The 13,727-nt window shown below is 37.2% G+C and carries 16 protein-coding genes; all 16 read right to left on the bottom strand.

All coding sequences use genetic code 11. The annotated features are described in order from the left end of the window. Window positions 1-36: 36 nt before the first annotated feature. Window positions 37-1,164 carry a YqgU-like beta propeller domain-containing protein gene (locus E2K98_RS12610; protein WP_133334554.1) on the bottom strand — a complete coding sequence of 376 codons (1,128 nt, stop codon included), beginning with the start codon at window positions 1,162-1,164 and terminating at the stop codon, window positions 37-39. A 176-nt stretch (window positions 1,165-1,340) separates the two neighbouring features. Continuing rightward, window positions 1,341-2,531, bottom strand: a complete 1,191-nt coding sequence (locus tag E2K98_RS12605; RefSeq protein ID WP_133334553.1) for a M14 family metallopeptidase — start codon at window positions 2,529-2,531, stop codon at window positions 1,341-1,343. A 93-nt stretch (window positions 2,532-2,624) separates the two neighbouring features. Continuing rightward, a complete protein-coding gene (locus E2K98_RS12600; RefSeq protein WP_133334552.1) occupies window positions 2,625-3,599 on the bottom strand; it encodes an ROK family glucokinase in 975 nt (324 codons plus the stop codon). A 9-nt stretch (window positions 3,600-3,608) separates the two neighbouring features. Continuing rightward, window positions 3,609-3,815: a YqgQ family protein gene (locus E2K98_RS12595; protein ID WP_133334551.1), complete on the bottom strand. Its 207-nt coding sequence runs from the start codon at window positions 3,813-3,815 to the stop codon at window positions 3,609-3,611. A gap of 135 nt (window positions 3,816-3,950) precedes the next feature. Then, window positions 3,951-5,492 (bottom strand): rhomboid family protein, encoded by a 1,542-nt coding sequence (locus E2K98_RS12590; protein ID WP_235824793.1) that lies wholly within the window; start codon window positions 5,490-5,492, stop codon window positions 3,951-3,953. A 158-nt stretch (window positions 5,493-5,650) separates the two neighbouring features. Next, the gene (locus tag E2K98_RS12585; RefSeq protein ID WP_133334549.1) at window positions 5,651-5,845 is read right to left on the bottom strand and encodes a hypothetical protein; all 195 of its coding nucleotides are present in this window, start codon (window positions 5,843-5,845) and stop codon (window positions 5,651-5,653) included. A 103-nt stretch (window positions 5,846-5,948) separates the two neighbouring features. Then, window positions 5,949-6,902, bottom strand: coding sequence for an L-lactate dehydrogenase (locus E2K98_RS12580; RefSeq protein ID WP_133334548.1), 954 nt, complete (start codon window positions 6,900-6,902; stop codon window positions 5,949-5,951). 27 nt (window positions 6,903-6,929) lie between these two features. Continuing rightward, window positions 6,930-7,718 carry a DUF92 domain-containing protein gene (locus E2K98_RS12575; protein ID WP_133334547.1) on the bottom strand — a complete coding sequence of 263 codons (789 nt, stop codon included), beginning with the start codon at window positions 7,716-7,718 and terminating at the stop codon, window positions 6,930-6,932. Next, window positions 7,715-8,281, bottom strand: coding sequence for a 5-formyltetrahydrofolate cyclo-ligase (locus tag E2K98_RS12570; RefSeq protein ID WP_208025361.1), 567 nt, complete (start codon window positions 8,279-8,281; stop codon window positions 7,715-7,717). Before E2K98_RS12570 ends, E2K98_RS12575 begins: the two co-directional genes overlap by 4 nt. A 57-nt stretch (window positions 8,282-8,338) precedes the next feature. Further along, window positions 8,339-8,488, bottom strand: coding sequence for a 50S ribosomal protein L33 (rpmG, locus tag E2K98_RS12565; RefSeq protein ID WP_015594975.1), 150 nt, complete (start codon window positions 8,486-8,488; stop codon window positions 8,339-8,341). Between the two features lie 55 nt (window positions 8,489-8,543). Next, a complete protein-coding gene (locus tag E2K98_RS12560) occupies window positions 8,544-9,176 on the bottom strand; it encodes a hypothetical protein (RefSeq protein ID WP_133334545.1) in 633 nt (210 codons plus the stop codon). Window positions 9,177-9,216: 40 nt separating this feature from the next. Then, window positions 9,217-10,455, bottom strand: a complete 1,239-nt coding sequence (locus tag E2K98_RS12555) for a glycosyltransferase family 4 protein (protein ID WP_133334544.1) — start codon at window positions 10,453-10,455, stop codon at window positions 9,217-9,219. Continuing rightward, the gene (locus E2K98_RS12550) at window positions 10,448-11,128 is read right to left on the bottom strand and encodes a DUF4912 domain-containing protein (RefSeq protein ID WP_133334543.1); all 681 of its coding nucleotides are present in this window, start codon (window positions 11,126-11,128) and stop codon (window positions 10,448-10,450) included. The genes E2K98_RS12555 and E2K98_RS12550 overlap by 8 nt, the downstream gene beginning before the upstream one ends. A gap of 305 nt (window positions 11,129-11,433) precedes the next feature. Then, window positions 11,434-12,093 carry a phosphate signaling complex protein PhoU gene (gene phoU / locus E2K98_RS12545; protein ID WP_133334542.1) on the bottom strand — a complete coding sequence of 220 codons (660 nt, stop codon included), beginning with the start codon at window positions 12,091-12,093 and terminating at the stop codon, window positions 11,434-11,436. Between the two features lie 13 nt (window positions 12,094-12,106). Continuing rightward, window positions 12,107-12,880 carry a phosphate ABC transporter ATP-binding protein PstB gene (pstB, locus tag E2K98_RS12540; RefSeq protein ID WP_133334541.1) on the bottom strand — a complete coding sequence of 258 codons (774 nt, stop codon included), beginning with the start codon at window positions 12,878-12,880 and terminating at the stop codon, window positions 12,107-12,109. 10 nt (window positions 12,881-12,890) lie between these two features. Then, on the bottom strand, window positions 12,891-13,709 hold the full coding sequence (pstB, locus tag E2K98_RS12535) for a phosphate ABC transporter ATP-binding protein PstB (protein ID WP_133334725.1): 819 nt from the start codon (window positions 13,707-13,709) through the stop codon (window positions 12,891-12,893). Window positions 13,710-13,727 lie beyond the last annotated feature (18 nt).

Below are 13,727 nucleotides of genomic sequence, written 5' to 3'. Positions count from 1 at the left end.
CTGGCAAAGCAAGAAAAAAAGAATGGCTTTTCACAGTCATTCTTTTATCAAATCGTAAATTTTTTTGGTATTTAAATCAATCAGCTTTTCAAAGCTGTTCCCATATAAGCAAGCATTCCCCGATGGTGAACAACTTAGCGGAGCATCGTTCATCCCAGAGAGGATTAACTGGTGTTTTCCATCCTTAAGATTATATGTAACAAGATTAAACCCCTCCGTATACGAGTCAGCCTCGGTACTTTCTAATGGACTAAAAGCAATAAATTCCTTTTTATTTTCGATAAAATCATAATTGGGCACGACCCAATCCGAATAGTTAGTAAGCTGTGGAATGGAAAATGAGAAAATAGGCTTTAATTTTTTGTCAAAAAATGTATATGTCGAGTTTGTTTTATCCACCTTATTTGCTTCGATGGTTAAAAGCAAATCAGGAAACACGGTAAAATGAAACACACCAGAGAACACTGGCCTTTCCTCTCCATTCTCCAAGTCCTTAAAAACTAGCGGTGCAGATAGTGTTGATTTTTTTTCATCCCATTTTAAATAGGCAATCCGGTCTCGATTTACCCATTGAAGAAAAGGCTGGGGCACAGAAATCCCTTTCATTTTTGAATGATTCATTTCAATTAAAAAAAGTTTAAAGGTCCAGTCTTCATTAAAGTTTGAAATAAGGATTTTTGATTCGTCGTAGGGATTCCATTCAAATTCTAATTCATAAGATGCCATGGGGTGTTTCCAAGATACTTTCCCTTCTTGATTTATAATCTCAATCAAACCTTCATAGGTAGAAGGGGAGGACTGTACTAAGAAGTACTTTTTAGACGGACTTATTTGAACATTAACAATTGGGGAATCTGTTTTAAAAACAAACTTACTTTTCCCCGTTAAGAAATCATAAATATAAATATTTGAGGATTGTTCTATATTCGTAATATATAGGATTTGATTTTCAGAAACCCAGCCTGCGATCTTAAAAAACTCACCCTTCGAGACAGTAAGCGGGAGCTTCCAATCCTTTATGGAGAAAGTAGTTCCATTTTTTTTTTGGGGAGTCTGATTAGATTTTTTTTGCGTTTGAAGATTACAAGCTCCAAGGAGGAGGGAAAGAAACAAAATGATTGGAAAAATATATCGGACAGCTTTTTGTATTCCAAAATGAACCAATCCAAACCCCTCCGTTTAAAAATTCTATATATAATTTAAGACGTTCATATTAACAGAATGTTTCAGTCCCCAAAAAATGAAAAAGCCGTTTTAACGGCTTTCCAAAGTAAATAAAAAGATCCATTACCGATTATTTTAATGAGAATTTTTTAATTTTACAAGGCGTGTTTTTTAAATTATGAATGAAGTAGCGCAGCTAAAAAAATCGCCTCAGCCCGTAAGTAAATTTCTTCATATTTTGAAAGAGGAAGCGGATTTATCCCCCTTCCTAGCTCAATGGTAAAGCCAGGACGCTTAAATTCCTGAATATACCAATCCTTATACCCTGCATGACTGTCAACATACTGAATGGCTTTATACCCGCTTAATCGTTCCATTTCTTTTGCAATCTTCTCAGCTTCAGGTGGTTCCAAACCCTCATATCCCCAATAAAATTCTTCTCCCTGGGTATGAAAAGCGACAACACAGTCAAAAGGAGTGCTTTTCGCTAATTTAGCCATGGCAATCGCTTCAGGTTCAGTTAACGGAGCATTCCCGGGAAAGTCTCTTGAAGCCGGCAGCTTCGGCAGTTTCCGCTCTTTTTCAATCTCCCATTTTGCCGGATATTGATTATTCAAATCCACCCCGCGAATATTCGCTTTCCAGTGAACGAAATCATCGCTGTCATTATTAATTTTCATCACTTTCTTGCGAACTGATTCAGGCGGCCCATTTATAACAAGGTCAACCCCATCCGGATTAACCATGGGTACAATAGAAAGCTCTACACTTTGGTACAATTGTAAAGAAGAAACTCCCCTAAAGGCCATTCCATTTGTTACCGAGAGTAAATAATGATTTAACAAATCCATCAAAATCAAGGTGGTGATCCATTCATTTGCATGAAAGGATGCATTCATATGAACTTTTTTTGTTCCTTTCCCAATTCTGATTTCATGGATTGGGTTTCCTAAGACACTTTTCCCTATGATAGACACGTTGATAAAAGGGTAAACCCTTTCTAGTGAAGAGATTGCGTCGTAAAGAATTGCAGAACAACATGGCTTTGTGGTAGTTAAAAAAGGCATTGTGACTCTTTCAGGTAGTAGGATGGTTTCATTCGGGAGCAATTGATCAGGTTTTTGTGTTTGATTTAGTAAAAGTAAGGCATCTGGTGGAAAATTATTTGAAGCAGCTATTCCGGCTAACGTATCCCCGTTTTTTATTCTGTATGGGACTGCTTCATAACCAGGAATGATTATTTTCTTTGAGGTTTCGATATTCTTCGGATTTATATCACGATTTGAGTCCTCAATCAAATTTAACGGTACCATAAATAGCCTGCTATAATACCATAAGGAGTCTTCAGATCGAAACAGGACCTCCATTTTTCCCCCTCCCATCATAAAAATCATATGAAAAGAAAAGAAAAAGATGAATTTTATAAAACAAAAAACCTGCGATGGCAGGTTTCCGATGATTTATAAATTTAATTTATTTTTAATCAGCCATGCTGCACCGATGACACCTGCATCATTTCCTAATGTCGCTAATGCGAGCTCTGTTGATTTCTTAACGGAAGAAAATGCAAATTGATTAAATTGTTGTTTCACAGAGTTTAAGAGGATATCACCAGCTTTTGAAACACCGCCGCCTATAACTATTTTTTGCGGATTCAGGGTATTTCCGATATTTGCTAAAACGAGACCTAAATGAAATGTTACCTCATCTAATACTTTTACTGCCATCTGGTCTCCATTTCTTGCAGAGTCAAAAACATCCTTTGCCGTTATTTTACCGTTTGCAGCCTGTTTCGCAGCTAATTCACCTTTTAAATCGCCTTTTAAAATTTCTTTCGTTGCTAACCGGACAATCCCCGTTGCTGAAGCAACCGTTTCAAGACAACCGGTTTTCCCGCAATTACAAGGTGCACCGCCATTTGGAATAGCCGTAATATGTCCGATTTCCCCAGCAGCACCATTAGAACCTTGGACAATGTTCCCGCCGATTATGACTCCGCCGCCAACACCGGTACCAAGCGTGACACAAACTAAATCTTTTGCTCCACCACCCGCCCCTTTCCACATTTCACCTAGCGCTGCACAATTCGCATCATTTTCAATTGCAGCAGGAAGAGCGGTCGTTACTTCTAGTTGTTCCTTAAGGGGATAGTTCTCTTTCCATCCTAAATTGACAACATTCAGGATTACTCCATTTTCATAGTCAACCGGACCTGGAGCACCCATCCCAATTCCGATTAATCTATTTTTATTTTCACCGAGACTTGCTAATTTTTCATTAATCGCCTTTGCAATATTACAGGTAATATTTCGGCCTTCATCTGAATTATCAGTTGGTATTTCCCACTTTTGTAGGATCTCTCCACTAGTAGTCAGAAATGCTAATTTTGTCGTTGTGCCGCCAAGGTCCACGCCTACAATCCATTTATCTTGCAATTTATTCACCTATCTTCGACTTTTTTCTTTTTGAAATTGAATCTCTTGTCTTAGGATCAATACTGCTGTTTGGTATTCTTTTGGTTCAATTAATTGAGATTGATAAAGTTCTTTTAATTCCGTTTCCATCAGTTCCATATCGGCCACTCGATCACCAATATAAATAATCGTTCCAAATTGTTTTAAAAATTGCTGAATCTCGTAAACTGTTTTCATTTCCTGCCCCTTAAAATTCTATAAATTGGAAATACAATGAATCGTACAAAAAAAGTATACCTTATGCCAATTCACGCCTCAAGAAAATATTTTTGTAACAGCAACAGTAAAATCCGAATTATTCCGGACAAAAGATTATTGAAGATGTTGGTTAATTTTTTGGACTAAATCCGAGTAATCCTTGCGGTTTGGATTTATCTTAACGGCTTTTTCCGCATTTACCTTCGCTTCTTTAAAGTCCCCTTCCTCGATATTAATCAGCGCAAGATTATAATAAGCTTCTTCAAAATCAGGGTACAACTGGATCGCTTTGTCTAAATGAATTTTTGCCTCCGAAAGCATTCCCTTTTTAATTTCCGTGTAAGATAGAAGAAAATAAACATTTGCCGAAGGACTCTTTAATTTTTTTTCTGTTTCCCTTAATACCTGATAAGCCTGATCATAATTATCCTGCTTTATATATTCTTGGGCAAGGGCTAAACTGGAGCTTTCATCTCTTGTCCTTGCGCCAGAACTATACCCATAAGATAAGGACCCCCAAATAAGAGCTGCAGCCAATAGGAAAAATACTGCTTGGAGGAATACTTTTTTCTGCTTTGGAAGGTAAACCACTCCGGCTGCAAGAAATCCTCCTACTAAGCCCCCCAAGTGACCAGCACTATCGATACCCGAAGCTGTAAAACTAAAAACAAGATTGATTCCCAGAACAACAATTAAATTGAGGCCTATTGTTCTGAAAAAAAGCTTTGGCTGTATCATTCCAAAATAAAGCAATGCTCCAAAACATCCATAAATGGCGCCGCTGGCTCCTGCTGATAGATTTGGGCTAAAAATAAAACTGGCAATAACCCCAACAATACCAGCGAACAAGTAAATAAAAAGGAATCGTAGATTACCATATAATCTTTCAACGGCAACTCCTAAATAATATAATGCAAGTGTATTCATAGCTAAATGCAAAAAACCAATATGAAGGAAGATTGGTGTAATAAAACGCCACCACTGACCTTCATAGATAAGAGGATTAAATTTGGCCCCATATTTAATTAATGTGGAATTGTTGGTACTTCCTCCGTGCATTTCCAGCCAAAAAAAGACGAGGACTTGCACAATCATGAATAAATAGGTAAATAACGGCCTACCATTTTCAAAAACAGCTTTTTCCGCTTCTGCCTGATTTAAAGCAGACTCAAGTGTAGATTTTTTTAAAGCCTGGATGGTTTCTTCTGTATACGAGTCATTAATATCGAAGAATACCTGCTTCTCTAGTAGACGAGAAAGAGTTTGAAAGCCTGTTTCATAATTCTCATTTGCAAATAAAATAGAGACAATTGAGGTTTTATTTCCCTCCGGATAAAAATAAGGCTTTTCCAGACGATATTCATATTCATCTACTGGTGGATAGGAACTGATATAAATGTTCGCCATAATCAAATCACCACGACGAAGTTGTTTACGAATATTCTCTCCATTCGCTGCGGTAAATTCGATATCCCTTTGCATGGAATTGCTCCAATTAAGGTCTTGATTGTATAAACGTACTATAGGTGCGTTCTTATTTTCTAATTTTTCTAGCCATAGCTCTTTTTGATTATCAAATAATTGAATGATGCGATAACCTTGTTCTGTAATAAAGAAATGAGCTAAGCGCCAAAAGATGAATTCCTCTTTATTCAATACTCCTCCCACTTTCTATCTAAGTAATAGCTATATAGAATGAATAATTATTGGATGGTTTCATTATAACCGAAATCCATTCAAATCCATGACTAAATGTCCTCATTCCGGCAATTTTATTATGGTTTCTACAGAATAAAAAAAACCATCTGCGGTTTTCACCTTTCAGATGGTCCTCCAAAAACAGTTTGCAGCATTTTATTTTTTACTCCTGGGAAACTCATAATGGAACCTACCGCAAGGCGGCGTAGCCAGCCGGATGCCAGCAGCAAATTAATAAGCCGATATCGGTAACGAAATCCAAAATACCCGATGGAACCAATTAAAAAAATAGATGTAATAGCACGAGACATAATAGATCCCTCCTACAACTATTCTGTGTAATAGATATAAGTTTTATCCATTGTTACCAATAATAATGGGACAAAATCAATGGAGGAACTCAAACCTTATAGGTTAAATATTTTTTAACACCGGCCCCATTGTTTTCTTTAAAACAGCGACTGAATTTGCAAATTTATTTCTTTCTTCCTCACTTAAATCCAACTCTACAACTTCTCGAATACCATTACGGTTAACCACTGCAGGAACCCCGATATATAGATCTCTATGCCCATATTCCCCATCGAGATACGTCGAAACGGTTAAGACAGAATTTTCATTTTGTAATATCGCTTTGGTTAACCTTACAAGTCCCATAGCAATTCCGTAAAAGGTTGCTCCTTTTCGTTCGATGATCTGGTAGGCAGCATCCCTAACATTTAAAAAGATTTGATTAAGGTCATCTTTTGTGTAGCCTTCTTTATTTTTTGTCCATTCTGAAATGGAGATACCCGCGATATCAGCATGACTCCAGACAGGTAATTCCGTATCACCATGTTCTCCAATGATATAAGCGTGTACGTTACGGGCATCCACACTAAAATAATCGCCTAATAAATACCGGAATCTGGCCGTATCGAGAATTGTGCCTGAACCGATAACCCTTTCTTTCGGAAGACCGGAGAATTTCCAAACAGCATAAGTTAAGATATCTACAGGATTTGTTGCTACAAGAATAATCCCATCAAAACCGCAAGACATAATCTCTTGGACAATGCCTTTAAAAATCCTTGTGTTTTTTTCAACAAGATCCAGTCTTGTTTCACCGGGCTTTTGATTAGCCCCAGCGGTTATGACTACAAGATCAGCTTGATCACAATCTTTATAGCTTCCATACCAAATTTTTGTATGGGAAGGGGCGAAAGGCAGACCGTGATTTAAATCCATGGCATCACCCTCAGCTTTTTCCTTATTTAAATCAATCAGGACAAGCTCTTCTGTTATCCCTTGATTTAAAAGAGCAAAAGCATAACTTGAACCAACAAAACCTGTTCCAATAAGCGCAACCCGATTCACTCGATTGACCATTTCAAACCCACCTTTAAAAAATAGTTTTCATACTACTAAAAGCACTATACCCAATGCCAATAATGCTGCAATTAAACCCGATAAAAAGTTTACCATGTCATTATCAATATAGTTAATACCTTTTATCCGTAAGGTTTCCTTTTGACAATGAATTCGTCTTTCCGTCTCAATCCCGCACTGACTGCACTTGTATAATTGTTGATAAAAAGCCCCAAATAACGTATCAATCAAATTACCCAAAAAACCGAATAGAAAAATAAGGAAGGCAAGAAAAATATGTAAATGAAATAGCCATAATGTTAAAAGAGCAATTAACAACGCCCCTGCCAATGCAGCACTAGTACCCAAAAAACTGATTGCACCCGAGGTCCCTCTTTCCACTGGCCTAAATGTTCGGATAAAAAGCGGATTTTTTTTACTTAATGATCCGATTTCCGATGCCCATGTATCCGAATTAGCACTTGCAAGTGAAACAGCAAAAGCAAGCAGCCAAATGATGTTAGGTTGAAGGAAGTTAATTAGACTGAAAAGAGCTGCAGCACCACCATTAGCAGCAACCTGCCTCCAGTCCCTTGTTGCTCCTTTTGCTAATTTTTCTTCAATGGTTTTCTTCACAGAGCTTTTATACTCAGACCATAAACTTGAAGAAACAAAAAAAGTCCCAAGGAGAAAAAGACCATTTAAACCAAAACCGAGCATGACTGCAGCCCCTACAATTATAGCTGCTAGAGCCCCCGATTTCGTAAGTGCTTTAACAAGGTAGGCGAGAATTCCGGCAAAGATAATGATAGCAATAATGATCCATTTTTCCATCATTTTATAATAATAACCTCATGGTTCGTAATAATCTTTGAAACCGGTAAATCATGTTCCTCAATGCTAAACTCGGGAACTACTTGCATATCAAAAGCAAGCGATGTTGTCTTACCGCTATAATTTGATAAGAATCGATCATAATACCCTCCACCAAAACCTATTCGATATCCTTCTTTTGTATAAGCTAAACCCGGTACAATTAATAAATCAATTAAGCCAGGTTCAACCTCTTTGGTAAGTTCCTCTTTTGGTTCAAATAAACCATAATATACGGATTCAAGCTGCGAGAATTCAGTCAAGATTCGGAAAGATAGCAATTTTTCTTTAGGCAGGCACTTAGGGACAACCACTTGTTTTCCCAATTCCCAAGCTTTTCTGATAATTTGATATGTATCTACCTCAGGTACTTTAGAAATGGTAATTCCAATAACGCGTGCATTTTTCCAATCTTGTTCATCAAACATCCGATTGGCAATTTTATAAGAGAGGTCTTCATAAATAGGCCTCGAAACTTGTGATAATCTATCCATCATTTGTTTTCGAAAGGATCTTTTATCGATCATTATCGGATTCCTCCTTATTTTAGGACAACAAAAAAAGCAGCAGGAAGCTCCTACTGCTTATTTTGTTTCGCGGTGTGCGGTTGTACGTTTTTCTCTTGGGCAATATTTCTTAAGCTCAAGACGATCTGGGTTATTACGTTTATTTTTTGTTGAAATATAGTTACGGTCTCCACACTCAGTGCAAGCTAGCGTAATATTTACACGCATGTTGATTTCCCTCCAAACCATTAAGCTAGTTCGTTCATACGACTTTTCTATAATATCATTTTTCGAAAGGAAATGCTAGTGTGTTTTTTAAAAGTGCACATTCCATAGAAATAAGCTCATTTTTATTGCTCCCATTGATTGCCCAAGTACTGATTTTATTGGTATCACGAGGCCCTATTGACATTTTCATCGTAAAAACACTTGCAGCCGGACCCTTTGCCATAGGCTGGTACACTAAGCTGCCTTTATTTAAATTACTCCATAGTTTATCAGTAAAGATATTCCATGACGGATGAACAGTACATTCTTTCATGTCAGAACCATTGTATTTACCATTTACGAGGATTAGCTTTTCATTGGTAAGATGAAAAATACGATTCTCCACCGGAGAGATAAACGTAAAATTCTCCCCCGTTAAATTCGGATTATGATGCATAACTAAAACTTTGATTTCTTTTGTTGCTATGCTGTGATTACTAATGTAGATTTTTGCGAAGGAAATTTTTGAATGGATATGCTCAAGTTTTAGCTTAATTACCAATTCTTCATCGTAAATTACTTTTTCTGTACAATTTTGCATCCAATAAACTTTACCATTTACCCATATTCCCGGAATTAACTGCAGCTGCTCGATAACGAAATGATTAAGGGAGGTTGGAACAATCTTTAACGGCTCCATTAGGCTCATCGGATTAACACCACCTTTTTGCCCTAAATAGGGTATTTACTTAGCATTCTGTTTCATCCACTAATTGGATTAATAATAGATCTTCGATTAATCTGCTTGTCTCCATTGCAACGCGTTTCCAGCTATATAAGCTTTTCATCACCAGCTGACCCTCTTTAGCCATCTCCGCTGCCTTTTTAGGATTTTTGTAAATAAATAAAATTTGTTCCAATAAGCTTTTGGCATCTCCAGGAGTCATTAGCAACCCCGTTTGCAAATGTTTCACAATCCCTTTTAATCCGCCTGTTTTTGAAACAATTGTCGGCTTTCCAAGAACCATTGATTCAAGTGCAACAATTCCAAAAGGTTCATACAAGCTTGGAACAACGACCATTTCACAATTTTGTATGAAAGTATTTCGCTCCTGCTCGGATATAAAGCCAATAAACGTGATCTTGTCTTCCAAATGTTTTTCTTGAATCAGCTTACGATAGGTATCCAGCATCGGGCCTTTTCCGGCAATTACAAAGGTGTATTCAAGCTTTAGCTCCTTTGCAATGGCTGCCGCCTCGATTATCGTTTCGAATCCTTTTTCCTTCACCATTCTTCCCATTGAAAAGATATATTTTTTATCTTGGAGATTATGGGGAAAATCAACTGATTCTTCGCTATTGGTTAACAAATCAACCCCATTTGGAATAATGGCTAATTTTTCAGCAGCTGCATCAAAAATAGAGGTCACTTCCTCAACCATATATTCGCTGCATACAATAACTTGGTGAGCCGCTGATACAAGCTGCTGCTCTTTGCTATGAATAAACTTCTGCATTTCAGTATAAATCCCATTATTCCTTCCATATTCTGTAGCATGAATGGTAGCTAGTAATGGAATGGATAACGAATCCTTTAAGGCAATGGCTGCGGTCCCTACGAGCCAATCATGAGCATGAATCATACTGAAGCTATATTCATCAGCCAATTTTGCCACTTTATACGCCATCGCCAAGTTAAGTCCGCCGATCCAGGATAGAAAATCCTCATCCTGTTCGTTCAATGGCTTAACGCGATGTATATGAACATCATTTATTTTTTCATAAGAAGGCAAGTCATTTCTTAGCAATGAGACAACATGAACCTCATGACCCAATTCGGCAAGATGAACAGATAATCCATATACATGCCTTGAAAGCCCACCCACTACATGCGGAGGGTACTCCCAACTTAACATCAAAATGTTTAATGGGCGATGAATCTGAGATATCCGCTCCATATCAGTGAGCGAGTATTTTGTATTATCCATTGTTCTCCTCCATGTTTTCTGTTTGTGCATAGTAAGTATAGGTGCTTACATGGTCAATCCATTTTGGAGTTTGTGTCTCTATTTTTTGAAACTGGTTTAGGTTATCACTTATTTGATATCCACTTACCGTCTCCATTGATGGAGTTTGAATGGTATTGGATCGAATAATTGGAAAAAAGCCCGCTCCGAGTTTGACACCAAGTTCAGCAATATAATGACGATTAGAAAGTAACCCCTTTACATACCAATGACCATTTTGGTAAGGTACGGCTATCTCATAGAAATGATGTGCATTTCTGCCATTAAAGGTCATGTCAGTTACATCGTAAATCCGAACAACGGATATGAAATCATCAAATGGCTGATCAAAGAATAGTTGAATAACATTTCGAGGTAATTCGGAAACTTCCCAGAATAGGATCATTTTCTGTGGTGTGACAAGCCTTGCTGTCAACTCCCCCTTTACGGGAACAAAGGCCGAAGGAGACCCGCTTGCAGAGGATTGGTTTTCCTTATTGTTTTGTATATCCGGTTCATCGTTCGTATTTCTTTCATTCCTATTGATCCATTTATTCCAGCGATATTGGACTCTTCCTACCGTTGTGTCTAGTTCTGAGGCGATTTTTCTAAACGATAATCCTTCCTCTCGTAGTTTTATTATTTCATCAATCATAATGCCCTCCTAATGGTAAACAATCATTTTATGCTTAAAATTCCAAATTATTCATATTTTTTATAATTTTATCGTATCACTTGAACGTAAAAGGCACAATAAACACATTTTGTCGTATCTTGCTATTCCTTATGACATAGTTAATTATGACTTGGAAAAAATTTATTTTTGAGAACAAACACCTTCTATCAATAAGAAATCGACATTTTCCTCATATCCGAATGAATGGTTACGACATTTTTTTAAGTGAAAATAAAAAAGATGAGGCGTTTTATGGCCTCATCCTTGGGTGTTTACATTGATTTTTAAGCATTCAAATTATAACGGTTTCCTGTTACTAAAAAGATAACATTTTCTGAAATATTGGTGGAATGATCAGCAATTCTTTCAATGTAGCGGCAGACATATGCTAATTGAGTAATCTGATTGGTTGCATTCGGATTTTTGGGAATATAGCCCATTAATTCGTGGACCAAATTCCCGTACATTTCATCTACTATATCATCTTTCTCTGCACAGCTTTGTGCAAGTGTTATATCCTCAGTATAAAAGGCTGATAAGGCTTCAGACAACATTTCTAGTGCCAGATTCATCATGTTCGGAATATCGATGATTTCTTTAACGTGCTTTTCCTGCCCAATATGAAGTGAGGATTTTGCAATATTTACGGCTAAATCACCTATACGCTCCACCTCTGAAGAAATTTTTAAGGCTGCAATAATTCTTCTGAGGTCTGTTGCTACTGGTGATTCTTTCGCTATAAGAATGATTGCTTTATTATTAATGTCTTGCTCTAAATCATCAATAATATTATCTGCATTTATAATCTCTTTAGCCTTTTCAAGATCTTGTTGGATGAGGGCATCCATTGCATCCTTAATGGCAATTTCCGACTTTTTTGCCATATCCAATACTAATTTTTTTAACTCATTTAATTGATTGTCGAAATTCGATCTTGTACTCATTTTATCACCTCTATCATCCGAATCTTCCTGAAATATAATCCTCAGTACGTTGGTCTGAAGGCTGCGAGAATATTTTAGCTGTCTCGTCTAACTCAATTAACTCTCCCATTAAAAAGAAGGCAGTCTTATCTGATACTCTGGATGCCTGCTGCATATTGTGTGTTACAATAACAATGGTATATTTTTCTTTCAATTCTAGGATTAATTCCTCAATTTTCAAGGTGGAAATTGGATCAAGAGCGGAAGTAGGCTCATCCATAAGTAGAACATCCGGTTTAGTTGCCAGTGCCCTTGCAATGCACAATCTTTGCTGCTGTCCACCGGAAAGACCTAGTGCCGGTGCATGTAGACGGTCCTTTACTTCATCCCATAACGCTACATCTATTAATGCCTTTGTGACAATTTCCTCCAAATGGACTTTTCGTTTAACTCCATGGATTCTAGGTCCATATGCTACGTTATCAAAAATCGATTGAGGAAAAACATTACCTTTTTGAAAAACCATACCAACATTTTTTCTCAGGTCTACAAGGTCCGTTTTTTCATTTAAGATATTTTGGTCATTATAATTAATTTCCCCAGTCATTTTTACATTTGGTACATAGTTAATCATTAAGTTTAAGGTTTTAATAAACGTTGATTTCCCGCATCCTGAAGGACCAATAATCGCCGTTACTTCTTTTTTGTTAATTGGAAAGTTTATACTCTTGAGTGCGTGGTGATCTCCGTACCACAAGTTTAAATCATTTATTTGAAAAGCTTGTCTGTGAACTGTTATTGAAGTCATAATATCCTCCTTAGCCAAACCTTCCTGAAATATATTCCTCTGTCTTTTGTACTGAAGGATTTGTAAATATCTTTTCTGTTGCATCGTACTCGATTAAGTCACCATTTAAAAAGAAGGCTGTTTTATCGGAAATCCGTGATGCCTGCTGCATATTATGGGTTACAATGATTATGGAGTAATCTTTTTTCAATTCAACAATCAAGTCCTCTACCTTTGCATTCGAGATTGGGTCAAGCGCAGAAGAAGGTTCGTCCAAAAGCATAACCGTTGGTTTCATGGCAATCGTCCGTGCAATGCAAAGACGCTGCTGCTGCCCACCTGAAAGAGAAAGAGCTGATTTGTGAAGTCTGTCTTTCACTTCATCCCATAGAGCTGCTTTTTGTAGGCTCTCCTCTACGATCTCGTCGAGCTGACTTTTCTTTCTTATTCCACTAAACTTTAGTGCATGGGTAATATTTTCGTAGATTGATTTTGGAAATGGATTTGGCTTTTGAAAAACCATTCCAATTTCTTTTCTCAATGCAACTACATTGATTTGATCCGATAAAATATTGAGACCTTCATAATTAATTTCCCCTTCTGCCCGCGCTCCTGGGATAAGGTCATTCATTCTATTAATACTGCGTAAAAATGTAGACTTTCCGCACCCTGAAGGACCTATTAGTGCTGTAACGGAGTTTTTTTCAATATCCATTGAAATACCGTTCACTGCACGTTTTTCACCGTAAAAAATTTCAAGATTATCTACCTTTAGTATGTTTTCTTTTGGTATTGGAGTAATATACTCTTCTAGGTTTGCTGCAGTTTCTACTGTTTCTCTTTCTTTCATGGCTGTAACCATCCAATC

It is taken from the genome of Bacillus salipaludis (genome assembly GCF_004358205.1).
This window is presented reverse-complemented; position numbering and strand designations above follow the sequence as displayed.